This window comes from Haemophilus seminalis, assembly GCF_006384255.1.
Classification (GTDB): domain Bacteria; phylum Pseudomonadota; class Gammaproteobacteria; order Enterobacterales; family Pasteurellaceae; genus Haemophilus; species Haemophilus seminalis.
This window is the reverse complement of record NZ_VCED01000004.1, coordinates 1-20,561: the sequence shown is the minus strand read 5'-3', so window position 1 is coordinate 20,561 and position 20,561 is coordinate 1. Positions and strand designations below refer to the sequence as shown.

23 protein-coding genes, 1 tRNA gene and 1 pseudogene are annotated in these 20,561 nt (G+C 35.5%); 13 read left to right on the top strand and 12 right to left on the bottom strand.

Features of this window, described 5'->3' with window-relative positions:
- Positions 1–54: 54 nt before the first annotated feature.
- From FE813_RS06385 to recD, 9 genes and pseudogenes are all read left to right on the top strand, one after another.
- Positions 55–867 (top strand): D-hexose-6-phosphate mutarotase, encoded by an 813-nt coding sequence (locus tag FE813_RS06385; RefSeq protein WP_139989918.1) that lies wholly within the window; start codon positions 55–57, stop codon positions 865–867.
- Positions 868–996: 129 nt separating this feature from the next.
- Entirely contained in the window at positions 997–1,542 is a 546-nt protein-coding gene (infC, locus tag FE813_RS06380; protein WP_444546724.1) for a translation initiation factor IF-3, read from the top strand.
- A 210-nt stretch (positions 1,543–1,752) separates the two neighbouring features.
- Positions 1,753–1,950 (top strand): 50S ribosomal protein L35, encoded by a 198-nt coding sequence (rpmI, locus tag FE813_RS06375; RefSeq protein ID WP_005596065.1) that lies wholly within the window; start codon positions 1,753–1,755, stop codon positions 1,948–1,950.
- 65 nt (positions 1,951–2,015) lie between these two features.
- On the top strand, positions 2,016–2,369 hold the full coding sequence (gene rplT, locus FE813_RS06370) for a 50S ribosomal protein L20 (RefSeq protein ID WP_005596075.1): 354 nt from the start codon (positions 2,016–2,018) through the stop codon (positions 2,367–2,369).
- A gap of 333 nt (positions 2,370–2,702) precedes the next feature.
- Positions 2,703–2,987, top strand: a pseudogene (locus tag FE813_RS06365) (tetratricopeptide repeat protein); the annotation flags it as partial.
- 58 nt (positions 2,988–3,045) lie between these two features.
- Positions 3,046–3,648, top strand: a complete 603-nt coding sequence (locus FE813_RS06360; RefSeq protein WP_118855048.1) for a hypothetical protein — start codon at positions 3,046–3,048, stop codon at positions 3,646–3,648.
- A 118-nt stretch (positions 3,649–3,766) separates the two neighbouring features.
- Complete coding sequence (locus FE813_RS06355) at positions 3,767–4,426, top strand: tetratricopeptide repeat protein (RefSeq protein ID WP_139989917.1); 660 nt, start codon at positions 3,767–3,769, stop codon at positions 4,424–4,426.
- A gap of 94 nt (positions 4,427–4,520) precedes the next feature.
- Positions 4,521–8,156: an exodeoxyribonuclease V subunit beta gene (gene recB / locus FE813_RS06350; RefSeq protein ID WP_139989916.1), complete on the top strand. Its 3,636-nt coding sequence runs from the start codon at positions 4,521–4,523 to the stop codon at positions 8,154–8,156.
- Positions 8,156–10,078, top strand: a complete 1,923-nt coding sequence (recD, locus tag FE813_RS06345; RefSeq protein WP_139989915.1) for an exodeoxyribonuclease V subunit alpha — start codon at positions 8,156–8,158, stop codon at positions 10,076–10,078. The genes recB and recD overlap by 1 nt, the downstream gene beginning before the upstream one ends.
- Positions 10,079–10,124: 46 nt before the next feature.
- Here the strand turns inward: recD and ybaK are convergent, their stop codons facing one another.
- On the bottom strand, positions 10,125–10,601 hold the full coding sequence (ybaK, locus tag FE813_RS06340) for a Cys-tRNA(Pro) deacylase (protein WP_139989914.1): 477 nt from the start codon (positions 10,599–10,601) through the stop codon (positions 10,125–10,127).
- 58 nt (positions 10,602–10,659) lie between these two features.
- Here ybaK and FE813_RS06335 point away from each other — a divergent pair, with 58 nt between their 5' ends.
- Both FE813_RS06335 and FE813_RS06330 read left to right on the top strand, forming a co-directional pair.
- Complete coding sequence (locus FE813_RS06335) at positions 10,660–11,613, top strand: oxidoreductase (RefSeq protein ID WP_118845285.1); 954 nt, start codon at positions 10,660–10,662, stop codon at positions 11,611–11,613.
- A 25-nt stretch (positions 11,614–11,638) separates the two neighbouring features.
- Positions 11,639–11,995, top strand: coding sequence for a DsrE/DsrF/TusD sulfur relay family protein (locus FE813_RS06330; RefSeq protein WP_005631701.1), 357 nt, complete (start codon positions 11,639–11,641; stop codon positions 11,993–11,995).
- A 109-nt stretch (positions 11,996–12,104) separates the two neighbouring features.
- Here FE813_RS06330 and FE813_RS06325 read toward each other — a convergent pair.
- From FE813_RS06325 to ftnA (FE813_RS06315), 3 genes are all read right to left on the bottom strand, one after another.
- Positions 12,105–12,190, bottom strand: a tRNA-Leu gene (locus tag FE813_RS06325).
- A gap of 147 nt (positions 12,191–12,337) precedes the next feature.
- Positions 12,338–12,832 carry a non-heme ferritin gene (ftnA, locus tag FE813_RS06320; protein WP_139989913.1) on the bottom strand — a complete coding sequence of 165 codons (495 nt, stop codon included), beginning with the start codon at positions 12,830–12,832 and terminating at the stop codon, positions 12,338–12,340.
- 15 nt (positions 12,833–12,847) lie between these two features.
- Positions 12,848–13,336 carry a non-heme ferritin gene (ftnA, locus tag FE813_RS06315; protein WP_048953195.1) on the bottom strand — a complete coding sequence of 163 codons (489 nt, stop codon included), beginning with the start codon at positions 13,334–13,336 and terminating at the stop codon, positions 12,848–12,850.
- Positions 13,337–13,971: 635 nt separating this feature from the next.
- Here ftnA (FE813_RS06315) and FE813_RS06310 point away from each other — a divergent pair.
- Entirely contained in the window at positions 13,972–14,322 is a 351-nt protein-coding gene (locus tag FE813_RS06310; RefSeq protein WP_053087830.1) for a hypothetical protein, read from the top strand.
- 227 nt (positions 14,323–14,549) lie between these two features.
- Positions 14,550–14,744, top strand: coding sequence for a hypothetical protein (locus FE813_RS06305; protein ID WP_044231924.1), 195 nt, complete (start codon positions 14,550–14,552; stop codon positions 14,742–14,744).
- Positions 14,745–14,852: 108 nt separating this feature from the next.
- Here FE813_RS06305 and FE813_RS06300 read toward each other — a convergent pair whose 3' ends face one another.
- The 8 genes from FE813_RS06300 to FE813_RS06265 all read right to left on the bottom strand — a co-directional run.
- Positions 14,853–15,989 carry a type II secretion system protein GspD gene (locus FE813_RS06300; RefSeq protein ID WP_139989912.1) on the bottom strand — a complete coding sequence of 379 codons (1,137 nt, stop codon included), beginning with the start codon at positions 15,987–15,989 and terminating at the stop codon, positions 14,853–14,855.
- On the bottom strand, positions 15,986–17,029 hold the full coding sequence (locus FE813_RS06295; protein ID WP_139989911.1) for a zonular occludens toxin domain-containing protein: 1,044 nt from the start codon (positions 17,027–17,029) through the stop codon (positions 15,986–15,988). Before FE813_RS06295 ends, FE813_RS06300 begins: the two co-directional genes overlap by 4 nt.
- Positions 17,030–17,037: 8 nt before the next feature.
- Entirely contained in the window at positions 17,038–17,331 is a 294-nt protein-coding gene (locus FE813_RS06290; protein WP_005639346.1) for a DUF2523 family protein, read from the bottom strand.
- A 9-nt stretch (positions 17,332–17,340) separates the two neighbouring features.
- Positions 17,341–19,077, bottom strand: coding sequence for a hypothetical protein (locus FE813_RS06285; RefSeq protein WP_235898349.1), 1,737 nt, complete (start codon positions 19,075–19,077; stop codon positions 17,341–17,343).
- Positions 19,031–19,261, bottom strand: coding sequence for a hypothetical protein (locus FE813_RS06280; protein ID WP_102704450.1), 231 nt, complete (start codon positions 19,259–19,261; stop codon positions 19,031–19,033). The genes FE813_RS06285 and FE813_RS06280 overlap by 47 nt, the downstream gene beginning before the upstream one ends.
- Before the next feature lie 34 nt (positions 19,262–19,295).
- Complete coding sequence (locus FE813_RS06275; RefSeq protein WP_005639342.1) at positions 19,296–19,562, bottom strand: hypothetical protein; 267 nt, start codon at positions 19,560–19,562, stop codon at positions 19,296–19,298.
- Positions 19,559–19,888 (bottom strand): DNA-binding protein, encoded by a 330-nt coding sequence (locus tag FE813_RS06270; RefSeq protein WP_005639340.1) that lies wholly within the window; start codon positions 19,886–19,888, stop codon positions 19,559–19,561. Before FE813_RS06270 ends, FE813_RS06275 begins: the two co-directional genes overlap by 4 nt.
- 39 nt (positions 19,889–19,927) lie before the next feature.
- Positions 19,928–20,561 (bottom strand): phage/plasmid replication domain-containing protein (locus FE813_RS06265; protein ID WP_258038688.1); only part of this gene is annotated, 634 nt, incomplete at its 5' end.

Below are 20,561 nucleotides of genomic sequence, written 5' to 3'. Positions count from 1 at the left end.
GAAAAAAGAGACCGCACTTTAGTGCGGTTTTTTCATCTCATATAGGGAATAAATATGAAGATTACTTTTCTTAAAACATTAACGCCAGAGCTAAACTTAGTTCAATATAATGACATCCCTGTTCTTCACCTAAAACATGCTGTTGGAGAGGCAAAAATTTCCCTACAAGGGGCACAGCTTATCAGTTGGAAACCGCAAAATGCGAAGCAAGATGTATTATGGTTAAGTGAAGTAGAACTATTCGAAAATGGCAATGCTATTCGTGGTGGTGTACCGATTTGTTATCCCTGGTTTGGTGGCGTAAAACAACCTGCGCACGGTACAGCTCGCATTCGTTTATGGCAGTTGAGTCATTACGATATTTCAGCGTATAAAGTGCGGTTAGAATTTGAGTTGTTTTCTGATTTAAATATTATCGAAGCTAAAATTGTAATGGTATTTACAGACAAATGTCATTTAACTTTCACGCATTATGGCGAAGAACCTGCACAAGCAGCGTTGCATACCTATTTCAATATTGGGGATATTAATCAAGTGGAAGTACAAGGTTTACCTGAAACTTGTTTTAATAGCTTAAACCAACAACAAGAAAACGTTCCGTCACCGCGTCACATTTCTGAAAATGTGGATTGCATTTATTCCGCAGAAAAAATGCAGAATCAAATCGTAGATAAAAGTTTCAATCGTACGATTGCACTGCATCATCATAATGCAAGTCAATTTGTCCTTTGGAATCCTTGGCATAAAAAGACGAGTGGAATGAGTGAAACTGGCTATCAAACGATGTTGTGCTTAGAAACTGCTCGCATTCATCACTTGCTTGAATTTGGCGAAAGTTTAAGCGTAGAAATTTCGCTTAAAGGCTAAATTTTGTTGCATAAGTAGTGTGAATACTATAGAATTCGCGGGATTTTGCTCGTTCCTTACGGGCAACAAATTTGAAATCTTTTATTTTTAGCGAAAAGATTTTTACTATTAACCAATAGAAGGAATACGATTATTAAAACCGTAAAAAAAGCGCCGGCAGTAAATCGCCCAAACCGTATCAATGAAGAGATTCGTGTAAAAGAAGTTCGTTTAATTGACCAAGATGGTGAACAAGCAGGAATTGTTTCTATTCAACAAGCCCTAGAAATGGCAGAGCAAGCAGAGCTTGATCTTGTTGAAATTAGCCCAAATGCAGAGCCGCCGGTTTGCCGCATTATGAACTACGGTAAATTCCTTTACGAAAAAAGTAAAACCGCTAAAGAACAAAAGAAAAAACAAAAAGTTGTGCAAGTTAAGGAAATTAAATTCCGCCCGGGCACAGACGAAGGTGACTATCAAGTTAAATTACGCAGCTTAATCCGTTTCTTAGAAGAAGGAGATAAAGCGAAAATTACTGTGCGTTTCCGCGGTCGTGAAATGGCTCACCAAGACATTGGTTTTGATGTGTTAGAGCGCGTAAAAAATGATTTAGCTGAAATTTCTGTCGTTGAATCTGCACCAGGTAAATTAGAAGGCCGTCAGGCTGTAATGGTGTTAGCACCGAAGAAAAAATAAGAATTTTGCTGAGAAATCTCAGCAAATCTTTTTGTTTAAGTCTGACTTAAATGAAAAGACAACTGCATGTTGGGCACACTACGCAGCCTAACTGCTTTTGAAAAGGCAATTTAATTTGCCTTATGATGGAAATGATCAGTGCTTCCAAGTAACTTTTTAAGTTCGCCTGATTATGTTGTTTTAAACGAAAAATGCGGAGTTATTTTAACAATGCCTAAAATCAAAACAGTACGCGGCGCAGCGAAGCGCTTCAAAAAAACTGCTTCTGGTGGTTTCAAGCGTAAACAATCTCACTTACGTCATATTTTGACTAAAAAAACAACTAAACGTAAACGTCATTTACGTCATAAATCAATGGTTGCGAAAGCAGACCAAGTTTTAGTAGTAGCTTGCTTACCATACGCATAAGCCGTTATTTAAGCAAAACGTACGATTAGTTCATTTTAGAAAAATATTACATAGGAGATTAAATAATGGCTCGTGTAAAACGTGGTGTTATTGCAAGAGCACGCCATAAGAAAGTTCTTAAGGCTGCTAAAGGTTATTATGGTGCACGTTCACGCGTGTATCGCGTTGCTTTCCAAGCGGTGATCAAAGCTGGTCAATACGCATATCGTGACCGTCGTCAACGTAAACGTCAATTCCGTCAATTATGGATTGCACGTATCAACGCTGCAGCGCGTCAAAATGGTTTATCTTACAGCAAATTCATCAACGGCTTGAAAAAAGCATCTGTTGAAATCGACCGTAAGATTCTTGCTGATATCGCTGTATTCGACAAAGTCGCGTTCGCTGCATTAGTTGAAAAAGCAAAATCTGCACTTTAATTTTTTAAAGTTTAGATAAAGAATTAGGACGCTGAAAAGCGTCCTTTTTTCATTATTATGATAGATAAGTCTATTTTTTCTATAAATTCTAAATTGATAATTTCGCTAAATTGTCCTCCTAAAACCAGTGTGTTTTTTAGCCTATTTCTATCATTTTAAATGATTAAATATAAATAAGAAAAAGGCACTTTTGTTAGTTATTTAAAGTTTAATTTTTAACCTTTTCGCACCCAGTATACTGGGTGTTGTTATCTCTTTACAGAGATAACAACAAAACATCTTGCTAAACAAAAAAGTTTGGTATTCCAATTAAGGTTAATTAATAGGTATGTTATGAAACTGACAAAAACACTTCTCACTAGCGCATTGTTAGCTACTTCAATTTTTTCTTTTCAATCTACTGCTTGGGCAGATACGCCAAAACAGCAGTTTCAACAAGCCGTTGAATCCTATAATAAACACGATTATCAAAAAGCCTTCAAACTTTGGCTGCCATTGGCTGAACAAGGCGATGTAGCTGCTCAAAATAATTTGGGTGTGATGTATAGCAATGGACAAGGCGTGAAACGTAATCTTTCTGAAGCTAAAGAATGGTTCCGTAAGGCTTGTATTAATGGTCGTATAACAGAGAGTTGTGAGAATTTTTACAATTTAAGCAAATAATGGAGATCATGTTATGAAAACTGAAGAAATGAAAAAAATAATCAAAAGCTATAAAGGGATTTTGACTGAATACCAATCGTTGCCAGAAGATATTCAAAAATATTTTGAATATCTTCCAGAACTTATCAAAGGTGACTACGAAATTGCTATTGCTTATTTGTTTTTTAAAATTGAACAAGGACAAAATAGATTACTTTATGGCGGTGCTGTAAAGTTATTTGCTGCAGATATAGAAGTTGCAAGAAATATCGTGAATTATCATCATTTAACACGTGATGGATTTAAACAAATTTATAAGAATATTTTTAATAAACCGTTACCAGATCGTATTATAAAACAATTAAAAGAAGCTGAAAAAACACGTGATAAAGTAGTACACGGAAAACAAGTAAAAGAAGATCAATTACGACAAGCTATTACTGATTGTTTAATATATGCCAAATTAGTTAATGAAGAAATAAAAAACATTGCAAGTTTTGAGCCTTTTGGTGATATGCGTGGGTTTAAAGGTCGTAAGGAGTCATTGTCTAAAGACGTGACTCATTTTTTATTAAAAGGATTGGGATTTAGTGGCTTTACTTTGTCTGAAAAGCAACAAGAAAATCGTGCTGAATAAAATTTGTTTTTGTCTCCGAGTTTTTTATCTGTACTGGGTGTGAATATCTCTGTACAAAGAAAATATCTTACTGGACAAAAATTTATCTTCTTTTATAAATCAATTTAGAGATTATTATATGAAACTAACAAAAACACTTCTCACTAGCGCATTATTAGCTACTTCAATTTTTTCTGTTCAATCTACTGCTTGGGCAGATACGCCAGAACAGCAATTTCAACAAGGACTTGAATCTGCAAATAAAGGTGATTATCAAACCGCTATAAAATTATGGAAACCATTAGCTGAACAAGGCTCTACATCAGCTCAATTTAATTTAGGGATAATGTATTCCAAGGGATATGGCGTAAAACAAGATGATGCCAAAGCGGCTAAATGGTATCGCAAAGCGGCTGAACAAGGTGATGCAGAGGCTCAATTTAGTTTGGGTTTGATATATAGCCTTGGAAAAGGCGTAAAAAAAGATCATTCTGAAGCGGCAAAATGGTATCGCAAAGCGGCTGAACAAGGAATGATTGATGCTCAAAATAAAATGGGGGAAGTATATCTTGATGGAAGAGGGGTCAAACAAAATGATGCAGAAGCGGTGAAATGGTTTCAAAAATCAGCTGAACAAGGCTCTGTATCGGCTCAATATGTTATGGGGCTTTTTTATAGTGGAACATACTCTGTTGATGTTATAAAAGAAGACCTTTCTAAAGCTAAAGAATGGTTCCGTAAGGCTTGTGATAACGGTGGTCAAGGTGCTTGTGATGCTTTAAGGAAGTTAGAAAAATAGTTTTGAAATTAGGACGCTGAAAAGCGTCCTTTTTTTGCATTTTTAACTGCAAATTTTGTAAAATAATGCCATTAGTTCTCATCTGTTAAAATCTATGGCCGAAAAAATCCCACTGAATCCTATCACGTTGCCTTTAAATCAAATTAGCTTAATCGAAGCATCCGCTGGTACAGGGAAAACATATACTATTGGTTCTTTATATCTCCGACTTTTATTAAAGGCGGGGGAAAATAACTTTTCTCGTCCGTTAAATGTGGAAGAAATTCTGGTGGTAACCTTTACAGATATGGCGACAGAAGAACTTAAGAAAAAAATTCGTGAGCGTATAACAGATGCGATTGATAAACTCACAGCCTTTGCAGAAACCCAAGATAAATCCGCATTTAAAAATGATGAATTTCTTACCGCACTTTGTGATAATTTAAACATTTTTGAGGCAATTCATCGCTTAAAATTAGCTGAGCAAAATATGGATTTGGCGGCGATTTATACCATTCACGGTTTTTGTCGCCGTATGTTGATGCAATATGCTTTCCATTCTGGCATTCACTTCAATTTAGAATTAATTAAAGATCAATCTGACTTGTTGGTTCGTTTTGCTAATGAATTTTGGCGAGAACATTTTTATCCGTTGGATTTTGAATCTGCGAATTTTATCGTGACAGAATTAGTATCGCCAGCAAATGTGTTGTCTTTGTTGAAAGCGGATTTAGGTAAAGATTTGCAGGTGGAGATTGAAAATAAACAGGCGTTATCTGTACCAATACAAATCTTTTTACCGCAATATCTTGGTGGTTATCAAAAGGCGTTGAATGAATTAAAGGCATTTTGGTTGGAAAGTGCGGATGAAATTTCAGCGATTATTACTAATGAACTGGAGAAAGATTATCCAAAAGATCAGTTGAAATCGTTAAATCGTAAAAAGTACCAAGTAAAGCGTTTAGGGGATTGGATTAATAAAATCAATCAATGGTCAAATAATCCTAGAGATTATCAAATTAATACCACATTGAAAGACTATTTCCTACAATCATCTATTGAGAAAAATTGCGAAGAATTAACGGATAAAAATAAAGATAAAAAACCCGCAACGCCTTTTTATTCCCCGATTTTTGCAGAGCTTGAAAAGCGCGTTAATGTCTTAATGACACCAGATTTACTAAGCAAACTCACTCTTTATCATTATCGCCAAGGCTTACAACAAAAACTTTTAGACTATAAACTTAATCACCAAGAAAAATCCTTTGATGATTTATTGCGTTTGCTTTGCGAAGCCTTGCAAGGTGCGCAAGGAGATGAATTAGCGGAAATGATTCGTTTCCAATATCCTTTCGCGATGATTGATGAATTTCAGGATACGGATTCACAACAATACGCTATTTTTTCAAAAATTTATCGTGATAATCCCGAAAAAAATACTGGTTTTATTATGATTGGTGATCCTAAGCAGGCGATTTATCGTTTCCGTGGCGCAGATATTTTTACTTATCTAAAAGCATCGGATGAAGCCCAATCTCGCTTTGAACTCACTAAAAATTATCGTTCAGAGAAGAATCTGGTTGATGGCGTAAATGCGTTGTTTGATTTTCCTCAATCGCCATTTATTTATCAAAATATTAACTTTACTGCTGTTGATTCTCGTGATGATCATCTGCGATTTTATTTAAATGGAAAAGCCGAACCAGCTTATCGTTTTTATTTAACTGAAAGTGACAAAGTGAATAAAGCTGAAATGGCAAAAATATGTGCTATTTCAATTCAACAATGGTTAAAAAGTGCGGCTGAAAATCAGGCAGTTTTTCAAAACGAAGATACCTATAAAACCTTACAAGCGGCGAATATTGCCGTATTGGTGCGTGATAAAAATGAAGCGGCTTTAGTAAAAAATGAATTGCAAAAATTGGGGATCGCGTCAGTTTATCTTTCTGATCAAAATAGCGTATTTGATAGCAATGTTGCGAAAGAATTAGCTTGGGTGCTTAAAGCCTGTTTGAATGTGGCTGAACGTCCAATTTTGAACGCAATTGCGAGCGCACTTTTCGGCTTAAATGCAGCGGATATTCATCAAATTCAGCAAAATGAGGCAGACTGGCAACGTTGGGCTGATAGCTTTGCTCAATACCAACAAACTTGGCAACGCCAAGGAATATTGGTCATGCTCCACCAAATTTTATTGGAACAAGGCATTTCAGAACGCTTATTAAGCCAAGCAACGGGCGAGCGAGATTTAACGGATTTCCTACATTTGGCAGAAATTTTACAACAAGCTGCCACGCTACACGAAAGTGAAGCAGCATTGCTCAGTTGGTTTGAAAAACAAATTCAAGGCGAAGGTCGTCAAGAGGCTCAAATTCGTTTAGAAAGTGAACGCCAGTTGGTAAAAATCGTGAGTATCCATAAATCTAAAGGCTTAGAATATGATTTAGTTTGGCTACCATTTTTAGCTGTGCCGAGCAAAGATCCAAGTAAAAAAGACATCAATATTTATTATTCTAAAGAGCGAGATGAAACCTTATGGGATATGGAAAATCGTAATTTAAACGCACTTTATGAAGAAACGTTTGCTGAAGAGTTACGTTTACTTTATGTGGCTTTAACGCGAGCTAAATATCAAATGGCATTCGCTTTGCCTGCACAATTTGATAAAAAATGGAATGCCTTGCATTATGTACTAAGCCAAGGTGAAATAGGCAAGGAAATAGCGTTATCAGCGACTAAAGATACCGAGACGTTGTTGCAAGCCTTTAAAGAAAAAATGCAAGATAATGTGGAAATCTGTACTAAGCCAAATCTAAAAGCTTTGCCGGCTTTATCAATCAATATAAAACATGATGAGCTTAAAGCCGCAGAATTTACGGGCAATATTGAGCAAGATTGGCGAATAACCAGTTTTACTTCAATTGAGCAAGGTCATCGCCGACAAAATTATTTCACTGAAAGTGCGGGTAAAAAACACGTAGTTTTTGATGATACAAAAGATTATGACAGCCAAAATTCGATTGAAATTTCGACCGCACTTTTAAACGAAAATGAATCAAACATTTTAGATTTACCACGAGGTAAACAAGTCGGGACGGCATTGCATCGCCATTTTGAAAATTGCTATTTTTCTGACTTGGCAAATACAGAAGAAATTGACAAATTAAGACAATCCTTACAGTTAGATGAAACCTTTACAGAACCGCTACAAAATTGGCTACAACAGATTTCACATACGCCACTTTCTAATGAAATAGGAATAGCATTAGCTGATTTGGCAAATAAAGATTGCATTAAAGAAATGCCATTTTATCTGGCTATTCGGGAACATTTTGATGTTGAAGCGTTTAATCGCGCGTTGAAAGCCCATCATCATTTGCCAAGCGAGCCACTTCAATTTGAACAAATTCAGGGCATGGTGAGAGGTTCAATTGACTTAGTTTTCCGCCATAATGGGAAATATTATCTTGTTGATTATAAATCTAATTTCTTAGGTTCAACCCTTGCTGATTACAACGAGGATGAATTGAAAAAAGAAATGTTACACAGTCACTATGATTGGCAATATTTAATTTATACGCTGGCATTACACCGTTATTTGCAAAGCGTTGTGCCTAAGTATGATTATGCGCGAGATTTCGGCGGGGTATTTTATCTTTTCTTGCGTGGAATGAATGGTGAGCCACAATCTGGCGTATTTTATGATCGTCCAAGCGTTGAATTAATCACAGAATTAGATGGGGTGTTTTAATGTTATCCGTATTACAAAAACTTAAAGAGCAGGGCATTCTTTCTCAAGGTGATTATTATTTTGCTAAATTGATAGCTGATAAACAATGCCATACGGATTATGCGGAACCAGTCAAAAATTTAGCCATATTATTAGCCGCACTTTGTAGCTGGCGTTATACGCAGGGAAATACTTGCAGCCAATTAGATCGCTATTTAGAACATAATTTATTTGGCTTGGCTTATCGTACAACGGAAGAAGATTATTTAGCTGAAATTCGTGAAAAGATTGGTTATTTAGCTGTGGAAGATTGGCAAAATGCGTTGTGCGGGCATATGGCATTTACGCAAGATCCCGTCAATCAAATTGCGCCAATGGCATTTCAATTTGGCGCATTGTATTTCTATCGCACTTGGCAAGATGAATACCGTATCGCACAATACATAAAAAACACTTTAAAAAAACACCGCACTTTAGCCTTTTCTTATGATGAAATTAGTCAAAAATTAGACAAATATTTTCCTAAAAAACAGGAAAAAACAGATTGGCAAAAAGTCGCGGTAGCGACAGCGATTAAAAGCCCATTTTCGATTATTACAGGCGGTCCAGGAACAGGAAAAACCACGACAGTTACGCGTTTATTGCTCGTTCTACAAGAATTATTTGATTGTAAATTACATATCAAATTAGTTGCTCCGACTGGTAAGGCTGCCTCTCGTTTGGAAGAGTCGATTAAAAATGCGTTAGGCTTTATGCAAGAAAAAATGAATTTATCCGATTCACTTTTCAATGCGATTCCGCAAAAAGCCAGTACTTTGCATAGTTTACTAGGTGTGAATGCCTTTAATGATTACACTCGGTATAACAGTCATAATCCTTTGCAGTTAGATGTGTTAGTTGTTGATGAAACATCAATGATTGATTTGCCGATGATGGCAAAACTTATCAATGCGTTAAAGCCTGAAACTCGATTAATTTTATTAGGCGATCAGGCGCAATTAGCCTCTGTTGAGGCGGGGGCTGTATTGGCAGAATTGGCACAATTTGTTAATCAACCTTATAGCGATGAACAAGCCGCATATTTGCAAGCGACGACAGGATACGAAGTGAATGGTGCTGATTGTTCAAATCCAATACGTGATTGTTTATGCCATCTAACAGAAAGTCGTCGTTTTGATAAAGATTCAGGCATTGGAAAATTGGCTGAATTCATTCAAAAAGGCAAAGCAGACGATAGCCTTGGGTTATTTGAACATTATCCGCAAGAATTGCACTTTAATGCCTTAAATGATGAAAGCGATGCGGTCAATCAAGTGGTGAAAAGTGCGGTGGAAAATTACCGCACTTTCTTAAAAATGTTGGACGATTTACGTAAACAAAAAATTGATCCTAACGCTAAAAATGAACAAGGCATTTCCTATGCCGAGGCTATTCAAGCACAATTTAATTCTGTGAGATTTTTAACCGCACTTCGTAATAACAATTTAGGAGTTGAAAACCTCAATAAAGAAATTGCGTTAGCGTTGCGAGAGGAAAAATTGCTTTGGTTCCGTAATGAACAAGATTGGTATATTGGCAAGCCAATTATGATTACTGAAAACGATCATAACGTTCGCCTTTATAACGGCGATATTGGACTTTGCTTGGCAAATGGTAAAGTATGGTTTGGCAATCGAGAAGTGCTGACAAGCCGAATTCCAGCACATGAGCCCGCTTTTATGATGACGATTCATAAATCTCAAGGTTCCGAATTTGAACACACTGTAATGGTTCTTCCAACAGAAGTGAATCCAGTACTGTCGCGAGAATTAGTTTTCACGGGCGTGACTCGTGCGAAAAAAGAACTCACTGTATTTGCCGATGAAAAAATATGGAAAACAGCAATTCGCCAGACAGTGAGACGCCAGAGCGGATTGGGGAAATTATTGGAAGAGTTGAATTAGTCAAAAAGGCGGAATGAATCCGCCTTTAAATTTATAAGTCCATCACTTATTCATCAACAATATCAGTAAATTCAGCACCTAATACCTTTGCTAAATCTTGTGGCGCAATTTCTACGCTTAGCCCACGTTTTCCGCCTGAAACATAAATCGTTTCAAACTCAAGTGCGGTGGAATTTATCACAGTTTTCACGCGTTTTTTTTGACCGAGCGGGCTAATTCCTCCTACAAGATAGCCTGTACTTTTCTGCGCCGCATCTTTATCTGCCATTTCCACTTTTTTAACACTGATAGATTTTGCTGCTTTCTTTAAATTCAGCATATTTGCCGTTGCAAGCACAAAACAAGCGAGTTTTTTCTGATCGCCATTTTCCGCTACAAGTAACGTTTTAAAAGAGCGGTTAGGATCAATGCCTAGTTTTTCTGCGGCTTCATCACCAAAATGTTGATTGTTTGGATCATGATCATAAGTGTGCAAGATAAAAGGAATTTTTTGTTTTTTAAGTAAATCAATTGCAGGTGTCATTATTTCGTTCCTGGTTTTGGTGTAAAATAATGCCGATTATTTTACAGCGGAGAGAAAAATGGACGCAACCTTAAATATTGCGATAGCAGCAGAATTTGAATTAAGTGAAAAAATTGTAGAGCGTTTAGAACAAAGTGCGCTTGAAATTAGCAGCGTTTCTATTGTTGAAATAACACCTTTTGAAGAAGAACAAAATATTCGTTTTCGCAATAAAGGCGTTGAACAACTTTCACCAAATAAAGTTGAGTGGGCTGATTTTAATTATGTCTTTTTTGCAGGAAAACTTGAGCAAGTTTCCCATATTGCGCAAGCAGCAGAGCAGGGCTGTATTGTCATTGATATGTTAGGCGTTTGTAGTACACTTTCTGATGTGCCCGTTGTTGTCCCAACGGTAAATGAATCACAATTATTTGAACTGAGACAACGTAACATTGTTAGTTTACCTGATCCACAAGTAAGTCAACTTGCTTTAACCCTTGCCCCGATTTTACAAGAAACTAATCTTAATCAAGTGTTTGTCACCTCTTTATTGCCGGCTTCTTATACGGATGCAGAAACCGTGACTAAACTTGCCGGACAAACAGCCCGTTTATTAAATGGCATTCCATTGGACGAAGAAGAAACGCGCTTAGCATTTGATGTCTATCCGCATCAAACATCTAATTTATCGAATCAATTACAACGAATTTTTCCGCAATTAGATCGTGCTACATTCCACGCAATCCAAGTGCCTGTATTTTATGGATTGGCACAAAAAGTCACCGCACTTTCAGATTATGATTTCGACTATCAGCCTCAAAATAGCGAGCTTGTCGCTTTAGAAGAAACCTTAATTACGCCTGTGCTTAATGGAGAACAAGAAAATGGAGAAGAATCAGTAAAACTTCATTTAAGTCAAATAAGTGCGGTAGAAAATGGTGTAGAATTTTGGTCTGTGGCAGATGAACAACGTTTTAATCTCGCCTTACTTTCAGTGAAATTGTTGGAAGGAATTTATCAGCAAGGTTATTAATACCAAGGAAATTAAGGAGAAAAGTATGCAAAATATTCTATTTATTATCCATTCATCCCCTTATGGTGACGAGCATTTTTTTAGTGCATTACGTTTGGCTTTACAGTTGCAAGAGCAGCATAAAAGTGCGGTTAATTTAAAAATATTTTTAATGTCTGATGCGGTAACTGGCGGTTTAGCAAAACAAAATCCAGCAGAAGGATATCATTTACAACAAATGTTGGAAATTTTAACGGCACAAGGGGCGACAATTAAACTTTGTAAAACCTGTACAAATGCTCGTGGTATTACTGAATTACCATTGGCGGAGGGCGTGGAAATCGGTACGTTAGCAGAGTTGGCAGACTGGACGATGGAAGCCGATAAAGTATTAAATTTTTAATCATTACAATAGATACATATACTCCCTCATAACTAATGAGGGAGTATATATTATAGTCATAAAGTCTGATAAAATAAAAATCCCTGCTCAAAGAGCAGGGATCTATATTTGGTGCCTAGGGTCGGACTCGAACCGACACGGTTATTCACCGGCGGATTTTGAATCCGCTGCGTCTACCAATTTCGCCACCCAGGCCATATTTACGAATCGAATTATACGGATATTTAGTCTATGAGCAAGAAAAAATTTAATAAAAAATCTTATTTGATTTATAAATAGTCAATATAATTTTTTTGAATAAAAAATACCTAGCTAAAAGCTAGGTATTTCAAAAAAGTAAATTTAAGCCGCTGCAAGATTACCTAAGTCTTTATCAACTAAGAATAAACCTTTACCATCGTCACCAAGAAGATTAAGTTTATCCAAAATACTACTGAATAATTTTTCTTCTTCATGCTGTTCAGCTACATACCATTGTAAGAAATTAAATGCAGAGTAGTCTTTTTCTTCAAAAGTTTTACCTACTAATTCATTGATTTTGCTGGTAATCAGTTTTTCGTGTTCATAAGTGATTTCGATCACTTCTTTTAATGATTTATACTCGTGTGATGGTGCTTCGATGGCAGAAATAATTGCTTGAGCACCGGTTTCATTCAAATAAGTGAATAATTTACGCATATGTTGCATTTCTTCTGCCGCATGTGCAGATAAAAATTTTGCAGCACCTTCAAAGCCTTGTTGCTCACACCATGCGCTCATTTGAAGATAAAGGTTAGAAGAATAAAATTCCAAATTCATTTGATCGTTTAACAGTTTGATTACGTTTTCTGATAACATTTTATTTCTCCTATATTATTCTAAAGTTGCTAAATCGCGATCGATAAAGAATAGAGCTTTTCCATCTTCACCAACAAGATTAAATTTATCAATAATACTACTAAATAATTTTTCTTCTTCGTGCTGTTCTGCTACGTACCATTGTAAGAAATTGAAAGTAGAGTAGTCCTTGTTTGCGAAAGTAACTTCAACTAATTCATTAATTTTTGATGTAACTAATTTTTCGTGTTCTAAAGTTATTTCAAACACCTCTTTTAATGAAGCATACTCATGTTTTGGTGCATCAATTTTACCTAAAAGTGGCATACCACTGGTTTCGCTTACATATTGGAACAATTTTTGCATATGTTCTAATTCTTCATCAGCGTGACGAAGCAAAAATGCGGCTGCACCTTCATAACCGTGTTTTGAACACCATGCGCTCATTTGTAGATAAACATTAGAAGAGTAGAACTCTAAATTGATTTGTTCATTGAGTTTGTTTGTGATGGCTTGATTAAGCATAACTAATTCCTTTCCATTTGATTGATAAAAATGCAATAAATCTCAATTTGCGATTCTCATTTTAGGTGTCTAAATGAGAATTTGCAAGTTTTTTCTTTGATTTTTTTTTATAACTTATTAATTTTAAAGAGTAAAATCAATAACAACTATTCTCATTTATGTTGAATTAATGTTCTGATTAATAATACAACGTCACATCTTAATTATCCCTGCAATAAAGTGCTCAGATTTTACGTAGCGCGATCTTATTTTTTGACTTCCATATTCTATTGAAAATAGCATCGGGCGGCCTGAAAAAAGCTTTGAAAGAAGAGTAAAGATCAATCCTATAAGCGTTACTTCATAATCAATTAATTTAACATAATATACATTATGCGAAATTAGTTATCAGGTTAGCGGAAACTACGGATTAAATAAATCACACAGTTATACACAAGTCACAGGTACTAGCAAAACAAGACAAAATAAGGCTGGATAACACGTTGTAACGTGCTATTTTATCGTTTTATTGAATGGTTAGGTTAAAATGTCAATGAAATGTAAAGATTATCTATGTTCAAGGCTGAGCTTGCAACTTGATAGAAAAACCTACATTTATATATAATTCCAACTTAGTTAGATAGAAAGGAGTCAGCATGACTGATAATAAAAATGAAATTATTAAATGCCCATTCTGTTTTACAGAGTCAGAAAGAGGTATTAAGGTTTGCAGAGGTTGCCAAGCTACCGTTAAGTATGGTGAAAGTTTAATGCCTTATTTCATCATCTCATTAATTATCAGCGTTATAGGTGCTTATTTCACCTTACGTTTCTTGGGTGAACATATTTTTACGTCTATACAAAATCTAAGTGGATCTGCAGGCTTTAGCCTTTTTGGCATTCTTGCATTTATTCTGTTTATTTTATCTATGTACATTTTGCTTATTTATGTCAGAAGCCCTGATGCAAGAAAAAAAGTGATGTTCTATAGAAAAATGCCTAAATAAAATATGTATTCGAGCGTTTCGCATTAAGTCCTGTAAGTAGTTAACTATCGCTTTGTTATTTACAGGGGCGAATTTAATGTGGTGATTTTTTGAAGAATAGCACGCGCAAGATGTTCATTTTTTCAAATCAATATCGCTGATACCGGCGCTGCAGCCGCTGCGCCTACCGTCAGGGGAAAATGCACAGCATTTCCCCCCAACACCCCCACCCTAACGGTGCTATAACAATGAATGCTGCTATAACCACTGAAATACTTAAAAAAACAGATTGCCAACTAAACTCTTCTCAATTAAAGCAATGTTCCGCAAATACTTCATATAGTAGATTATCTTTATCTGATAGGATTCAGAAAACTAAGCTTTCAAAATTGCCTGTTATTGATGAATGGGAGCAGTTAATACCTATTTTTGAAGAAATATAATGACTCTTGTCTAGCTAGTTCTTCAAGTAAAACATAATAAAGTAAAAGCCACAAAGCGCAGGAGTATAACTCCTTTACCCTTTGTGGCTTTTACTTTATGAAATTCAATTAAATCATTTTAACTTGCAATAAAATTACAATGTCTGTCTTAGTGTTTGATTTAGATTTTCCCGTCAAGAAGCCTTTCGGCAAGAATGAAAAATCTGTTTCACCCTCCGTTAATTTGTTTTCAGCCAGTCCGCCTAAAACCACAATATCACCACTTTTAAGCGTAACATCAGTAACAATATCGCGTTTAATCAGTGTTGGCGATTGATTTACGCCCGTATCCGTCTTCACAAAATTAGAAAGTTGTTGATTGATTTTTAAGTCTATTGCATTACTTTTAATCGTTGGTTGTATATCAAAGATCACACCAGAAGAACGATATTCAATCGATTGAATAGGTCTGCCGTCCTGATAGGTAACATTTGATAAAACAGGCACATCAGAACCTACTGAAAAATTCCCCTTTGAACCTGATTTTACACGCAACGTTGGGCTACTAACGACTTGAAAGCGTTCATCAGTGCGAAATAACTCAATCATTGCATCCAAATTCCCTGCATTAACCGTAATAAAATTTTCATAGTTTTGTTTGTAACCAATGTTGATACCCAGTTTTCCCGATAGCAATTTTGCCAATAAATTAATTCCGCTTCCTTCTTTGGCAATGTCCTGCACTTCAAAAACATAACCCGTTACAACGACTTCACGGCTTGGCGTATCAACCGATTTTAAAACTGATTTAATTCTTGCAATATCTTCCGCTGTTCCATAATAAACGAGCTTATCACCACTTGCCGAGACTTGCCCCTCTCCTTGTAAAAACTGCGCAAGATATTCTGTATCACGATGAACAGGATTATAAACAAAACTGTGTTTGATAATTTTTGGCGGTTTTGGCTCAATATGCGCAAGGTAAACTACGCCATTTTTCTCATAGGTTTTGATATTCATATTTTCAAAATAGCGTGTAATAAACTGATTAAAATCTTGGTCTTCCTTGGTATGAAAGCTGATTAACCGTGTATCTGCTGCTAATTTTGGATCAAGCATATAAGGCTTTTCTAAAACTTCATCATAGATCATTCCTACCGCTTTCGGTAACGGTACGGCTTCAAGCTTAAAATCAACATTTTTTGCCTGCGCCACACCAAACAAAAAACAGGAAAAAAAACATAAAATGTTACGTTGTAATTTCATTGTTTTACTCCAGAATAATAATTAACCCGTTGATTATCAATAATGCCTTCCAACATTCGCCCCGTAAAATTAAAGTTAGAACGTGGTTCTAACCGTAAATTACCTTGGTTATCAGCCAAAATCACAAAGGCTTTTCCTGATTTTTGTAACTCCCCTGTTATGCGCCATTGCGTTGATAACGGTAAAGTTACTTGAAGTTGTGGCTGATTATTTAATGTAATCGCTTCAATTTCCTTATTTTCGCTTAATGTCTGTTCAACTTTTGGCGTATCCTGTTCAGGTGGCGTAAAAAAGCTAATGAGCTTATATAACGAAAACCCGACAATCAATACGGCAAACACGGCAAAATATTTAATACTGGATTTATTCAGCGCGTTTTGCCGTTTATCTGTGACTAATTCCCGTCCATTATCGGTTTCATAGCTTTTATAAAGCGGAAAAATAGCCTTATCATACTTTTCTTGATAACTTGCCGTCTTTGCGGTTTTCCAACATTTATTACCCGAAAACACATCAACCCGATAACGACTTTTTAACCCTGCGGCAACCAATTTTGTCATTTTGAATGTCGTTTCAATTCGCTCCACAAGCTCTCTTTGTAAATTGGTTAAATCCTGATTCAATATGACAAAATCACAAGAAATGCCGTTACTATCCGTAAAATGTCGGTGTTCTGATAAAAATGAAAAGTGGTTATCATTGATTTTTTCTTTCTTTGGAAAAAATCGCCACGCTTCATCAATAATGATTAAATCTCCTGCTTTACAAAAGGTTTCCATATTATTATCTATTGCGTTCTTGTAAGGGTAAAAATCCACACCTAAGCATAAATCATTATCGACAACAACCAATTCACCTAAGTTATCAGGCGATAATTTTTTATCTTTTGATAAACAATATTCTTCTATTAATTGTTTGTTTAATCCGTAAATATTTGAAACAACCCGACGGCCCGAAGCAATGGCAGGAATGATGACCAATTTCACCACTTCATAAGATTTTCCGTGACCGGGTAAACCCACATAAGCCGAAATAGCCATAATGCCCCCTAGCCAATAATCGGTAAACGGCGAATAATAAAACGCGCCAACATAGCAGAAATAACCAATGTTATTCCTGTTGGAATTTGCAATATTGATAGAAAATACCAAATAGAATCAGGTAAACCACTAAATAACGCATTTAAATTTGGTATCTCTTTTGGCAAAAATAACTCAATCACCACGGGAATAAATTCCGTTGTAATAAAGAAAAGTGAGAAAAAAACAAAAAATTTTGCAACAATACCTTTAAAAGCAAACCCAAGAAAACCACTAAATAAACGTAAAATTAAGCTACCCATTGTTATTCCTTATGCACTCAATAAAATTCTTAATGCGACAATTCCCCAAATAAGCAGCATCAAGGAAGTAATCACGGCTTTATTTTGCTCTACATATTGGCAATGCTTATCTAATCGAACATCAATATTTAAATAATCAATATGCCCTTCCCACGTTGGACACTGCACAGCACGATCGGCTAAATGAAAATTCTTGAGCTGCGGAAAAAACTGATTAAATGGCTCTAAAATTTGCATTGCGGTAGGTGCTTCAAGTTCAGGATATTCAGGCTCCCCTTCAGCGTCATCGTCATCCTTATCAGGTCGTATATTAGGTGATGGATTAGGTAATGGTTTAGGAGAGGACATTGGAAAATCTATTTGATTTCCTTTACCTGCTTTAGTAAAAAGATCTGCATAAGTAGGAGTAATGCCAAGCTTATTTAAAACCTGTTGTACTTCAGCTGCTGTAATTGGATATGATGAGGCAAATGGAATGCCTGAATAATCAGGTTGCATCGCTGCTGACATTAATAATGCGTTATATAACTGTGCCAATTGTGTCGCTGTTAAAGGAGTAGTATAGAGATTTAAATCTAATTCACTAATTGAACCTAATTCTTTTTCTTTTAATGCCGTTGATGTATCACCAGTAAAATCATTATTAATTTCAATTGTAATAGATTTTGAATCTGTTCTTGTAAACTCCTCATAATCTGATGGCTTAGGTTGATTGAAAGAATAAATAGTGTTCGTTCCTGTGTTTCCTTCTAAAACAGGATTAAAATTTGAAGATAAAGATTTATAAGTCCATGTATTACGTACATCTGCGTAAATGGTATTCCCAATTACTTTATGTCTTAGATATTTATTTTCTACAATTGTTTGAGATTCTAGATAACTATATTTACTACCTTCAATGCTTATCTCTGTATATTTATCCTCACTTTTAACACTATAATCTTCTTGAACACCATATTCTGATAATAGCGAAATTGAATTTGATTGAGCATATTCCCCTGTTTTTAACTCGTAATAATATTTATAGTGATTATCTAATATATCGGATTTATGTATATCATCTTTACCCTCTGAAATCTGTACCTTATCTTTAGAATACTGATAAATTACAGGGGATTTGGAACTAGGCATGGCCTTTACAATTTTTGTTTCTCCATTAACATTTATTGCATAACGCCCATCTGATAAAAGAACAGCAGTGGGTTCAAAAGTGACCCCTATTTTACTATTGCTTTCTATGTTTAAATCACTAAGAGTAATCACCCCAGATGTTAAAGCCAAAGCAACCCAAGAAATATCTTTTGCATGACGCAATGTTGATGTAGCACTTATCGCAAATGTTGAATCATTTGCTGCAACAGTGCCTAATGCTCGATAAGTTTGTGCAGCGCGCATGCCTATTGCTGCCTCATTTGCTGCTAAAAAAGCAGCATCATTTGCGGCAGCTTCGCCCGCAATCGATACAGCTGCTCGTCTTGCTATAACACGTTCAAAAACTTGAGTAATAACTCGAGCAGCAAGTGCGGGATTCGCATACACCTGATAAGGGAAATACAAAATATTAAGAATCAAACTTAAAATAATTAATCGTTTAATCCAATTACCACAACCCAACCGCATATTACACCCAGTAGAAAATAAGCTAAATCCCATAACATACGAAATCCAAAGAAAAAAGGGGATATCAATCCCCTTATTATTATTTTCCAAATAGCCCCAAAATAAAGCGAATGCCCATTTTTGCAATACGTGGCCCAATTAATACACCGCCTGCTGCGATAATTCCAGCAATCACCGTTGAAAAATCAACTTGATTAAGCATACCAGAAACATCGATTTGTACTTTTTGTGCCGATTCACTACCAGCAAAAGCGCCAACGGAAGATCCCAAAGCTACAGCAGCAATGAGATATTTTTTTAAATCTGACATAAGAAACTCCTTATATTGAGTTAAAATGATGTGCTTATTTAAAAATTGCTATCACTGCCCCTACAGATTTAGCGATTAAGTAAAAAATAAGCACAATACCAAATGAAAAGCCAAAACTATCAGTATGATGAATAAAATCACCAACTGAAAAGCCTTGATTTTCATTTCCTGAAAGTGCCACGGATTGAAGTTTTACTGCCTCTATCTTTGGCACTTTCAAAATCACATCATTACAACCATCTCCACCGAAATTCATATAAGGGTGACAAAACTTAGTTGTAATTTCTATTTCATCGCTCATTGTTTTAATTCTTCAATAAGCGAACTTTCATCAAAATTATAAGTAATACCTTTACGGCCATTTTCCATAGCCCATTCACGAGGATAAACAAGCACCATTACCGTCTTATCCTTTAAGCGATTAATCGTATTTCTTAACGCATCATTCATAGAGCGATCATCAATCTTAATTTCTTGAATTGATGTGTTATAACCGCCATAACCATCAGGCTCTTGTAATTGAACCCCCATGTTATGACGATCTTTTACTTCTCCAGTCTCTCGATTAGTAAAAGATGAAGATTTATACCCTTTTAAAATACCTACAATATAAAATCCGGTACGCATAATTAATTTCTCCTAATTGATGATGAAAAAACTTATTTATTAAACAACAAAACGTAACTGAGGAGCGTTGCTTGGAAATTGATAAAAATCAGGGGCTTTAAATGGTCTTACAATGATATTTTCACAAGATATAACTCGAACAGCCTGAAATTTCTCAATATCACATGGAGTTGCAATATCAATTCCGATTTTTCTAAGATTTGCTCGATGACGCTTGAATGTTGCGGAAGACAAATTACTCAAATCTTCACCTGAAGACCAACGCATAGCATAAAAAGCTGATGTGTTAGCTTTTCTTAAAGAATCAACAACTCCATTTGATACTAATTGCTCTGCTATGGTTTCTAATTTAATTTCGCTAACATTTAATTTTTTATACATATCAATAAATCCTTGATGTATTGTTTCTAGCTTAGAAAAATCACTGATACCCCAATAACATAAATTTTCACGCTGTAAATATCTTGATTTTAATTTCTGCTCAAAACGTACTACGCCATTTTCTTTACAATATTCATAAACATTTTTGTAATATCTAAACTCTTGTGATTCTTCACCAAATTTACGCTTAATCTTGTCATAAGAATGAACTCGCATTTCTTCGTGTTTTATATAACAACTTGGATAAATTAAATTGGCATTTCCTTTTTCACTAAGCCAATCCGTGGTGCAA

What these genes read in the sequence shown, in the direction of transcription:
- FE813_RS06385 (WP_139989918.1), top strand. Translation starts at nt 55, where the DNA reads ATGAAGATTACTTTTCTTAAAACATTAACGCCAGAGCTAAACTTAGTT.
- rpmI (WP_005596065.1), top strand. Translation starts at nt 1,753, where the DNA reads ATGCCTAAAATCAAAACAGTACGCGGCGCAGCGAAGCGCTTCAAAAAA.
- rplT (WP_005596075.1), top strand. Translation starts at nt 2,016, where the DNA reads ATGGCTCGTGTAAAACGTGGTGTTATTGCAAGAGCACGCCATAAGAAA.
- FE813_RS06360 (WP_118855048.1), top strand. Translation starts at nt 3,046, where the DNA reads ATGAAAACTGAAGAAATGAAAAAAATAATCAAAAGCTATAAAGGGATT.
- FE813_RS06355 (WP_139989917.1), top strand. Translation starts at nt 3,767, where the DNA reads ATGAAACTAACAAAAACACTTCTCACTAGCGCATTATTAGCTACTTCA.
- recB (WP_139989916.1), top strand. Translation starts at nt 4,521, where the DNA reads ATGGCCGAAAAAATCCCACTGAATCCTATCACGTTGCCTTTAAATCAA.
- recD (WP_139989915.1), top strand. Translation starts at nt 8,156, where the DNA reads ATGTTATCCGTATTACAAAAACTTAAAGAGCAGGGCATTCTTTCTCAA.
- ybaK (WP_139989914.1), bottom strand. Translation starts at nt 10,601, where the DNA reads ATGACACCTGCAATTGATTTACTTAAAAAACAAAAAATTCCTTTTATC.
- FE813_RS06335 (WP_118845285.1), top strand. Translation starts at nt 10,660, where the DNA reads ATGGACGCAACCTTAAATATTGCGATAGCAGCAGAATTTGAATTAAGT.
- FE813_RS06330 (WP_005631701.1), top strand. Translation starts at nt 11,639, where the DNA reads ATGCAAAATATTCTATTTATTATCCATTCATCCCCTTATGGTGACGAG.
- ftnA (WP_139989913.1), bottom strand. Translation starts at nt 12,832, where the DNA reads ATGTTATCAGAAAACGTAATCAAACTGTTAAACGATCAAATGAATTTG.
- ftnA (WP_048953195.1), bottom strand. Translation starts at nt 13,336, where the DNA reads ATGCTTAATCAAGCCATCACAAACAAACTCAATGAACAAATCAATTTA.
- FE813_RS06310 (WP_053087830.1), top strand. Translation starts at nt 13,972, where the DNA reads ATGACTGATAATAAAAATGAAATTATTAAATGCCCATTCTGTTTTACA.
- FE813_RS06305 (WP_044231924.1), top strand. Translation starts at nt 14,550, where the DNA reads ATGAATGCTGCTATAACCACTGAAATACTTAAAAAAACAGATTGCCAA.
- FE813_RS06300 (WP_139989912.1), bottom strand. Translation starts at nt 15,989, where the DNA reads ATGAAATTACAACGTAACATTTTATGTTTTTTTTCCTGTTTTTTGTTT.
- FE813_RS06295 (WP_139989911.1), bottom strand. Translation starts at nt 17,029, where the DNA reads ATGGCTATTTCGGCTTATGTGGGTTTACCCGGTCACGGAAAATCTTAT.
- FE813_RS06290 (WP_005639346.1), bottom strand. Translation starts at nt 17,331, where the DNA reads ATGGGTAGCTTAATTTTACGTTTATTTAGTGGTTTTCTTGGGTTTGCT.
- FE813_RS06280 (WP_102704450.1), bottom strand. Translation starts at nt 19,261, where the DNA reads ATGTCAGATTTAAAAAAATATCTCATTGCTGCTGTAGCTTTGGGATCT.
- FE813_RS06275 (WP_005639342.1), bottom strand. Translation starts at nt 19,562, where the DNA reads ATGAGCGATGAAATAGAAATTACAACTAAGTTTTGTCACCCTTATATG.
- FE813_RS06270 (WP_005639340.1), bottom strand. Translation starts at nt 19,888, where the DNA reads ATGCGTACCGGATTTTATATTGTAGGTATTTTAAAAGGGTATAAATCT.